This window comes from Streptococcus oralis (assembly GCF_001578945.1).
GTDB classification, from domain to species: domain Bacteria; phylum Bacillota; class Bacilli; order Lactobacillales; family Streptococcaceae; genus Streptococcus; species Streptococcus oralis_Q.
The window spans coordinates 91,926-93,330 of sequence record NZ_KQ969552.1; the positions used below are offsets into that span (position 1 = coordinate 91,926).

Consider the following 1,405-nt stretch of genomic DNA (forward strand, 5'->3'; position numbering starts at 1 on the left):
GTTCCACAAGCTACTCCCCATTTGAATGCTTCTACTGCATCTTTAGATTTGACAAATTCACCGGTAAATCCAGCGACCATAGAGTCACCAGCTCCCACTGAATTTTTGACTGTTCCCTTGATAGGTTTGGCGAAGTAAGCTCCCTCAGATGTGACAAGAAGGGCACCATCCCCAGCCATAGAGATAATGACGTTTTGAGCCCCCTTAGCTAGTAACTCACGAGCATATTTCTCGATTTCATCTAAACTTTCGAGTTTCACTCCAAAGATAGCTCCAAGTTCGTGATTATTTGGTTTAACCAAAAGTGGCTGGTAGTCCAAACTATCAATCAAGGTCTGTCCTTCAAAATCACAAACGACTTGGGCTCCGGTTTGTCGTGTTAGGGCAATCAAATCCTTATAGATAACATTGCCTAGGTTCTTAGCACTTGAACCCGCAAACACAACCGTGTCTTCTGCAGTCAAACTAGATAAAATAGCTTTTAATTCTTCCAGCTGAGTCAGTTCGACAGTTGGGCCTGTTCCGTTGATTTCCGTTTCTTGGTCTGCTTTAATCTTGACATTGATACGAGTATCTTCTGCTACTTGGACAAAACGAGTATCGATATCTTCCTCTGTAAGGGTATCTGTGATAAATTTACCAGTAAAGCCTCCAATAAATCCAGTCGCAGTATTAGGAGTATCCAAGCGTTTCAAAACACGACTGACATTGATTCCTTTCCCACCAGCAAACTTATCATCACTGTCCATACGATTGACACTGCCGACTTGGACTTGGTCCAAGCGAACGATATAGTCAATGGATGGATTGAGTGTGACTGTATAAATCATACTTCTATTACCTCCGTTTTCTTCTTAATAGCCTGCAAGAGCTCATGCCCTTGACTTGTGATGACAATAGCGCGTTTAAGCGGTGCTACCTTGGCAAAGCAAGTTTGTCCAATCTTAGACGAATCAACCAAGACATAGGTTTGTTTGGCATTCTCCAAAATAGCACGCTTCACAGCTCCCTCCTCCATATCTGGAGTCGTATAATAACCATCGTCTACACCATTCATCCCGATAAAAGCACGGTCAAAGTGCAATTGATTAATCTGGTTAAGAGCCACACCACCAATACATGCATCTGTTGCCATCTTGACACTTCCTCCAACCATGACAGTCGGAATCTGTTTTTCAACCAACTGAACCGCATGGTGAATGGAGTTGGTCACAACTGTGATGTTCTTATTTGTCAATTCCTTGATCAAAAAAGCTGTGGTTGTGCCAGCATCGATAAAGATAACATCTCTTTCTTTGATAAGAGAGGCTGCCTTCTGAGCTAGCAACTTCTTCTCTTGAAGGTTTTTGATAGATTTTTCTTGGATGGTTTCTTCTTCCCGCAAGGAGTGGGGCAATTCTGCACC

Annotated in this window: 2 protein-coding genes; both read right to left on the reverse strand. The window is 42.7% G+C overall.

What is annotated here, in order from left to right; translation table 11 throughout:
- On the reverse strand, window positions 1-830 hold an 830-nt coding region (gene pfkB, locus SORDD16_RS05840; RefSeq protein ID WP_061452885.1), incomplete at its 3' end, for a 1-phosphofructokinase.
- Window positions 827-1,405: DeoR/GlpR family DNA-binding transcription regulator (locus SORDD16_RS05845; protein ID WP_081215158.1), on the reverse strand; the 579-nt coding region annotated here is incomplete at its 5' end. The genes pfkB and SORDD16_RS05845, both read right to left, overlap by 4 nt.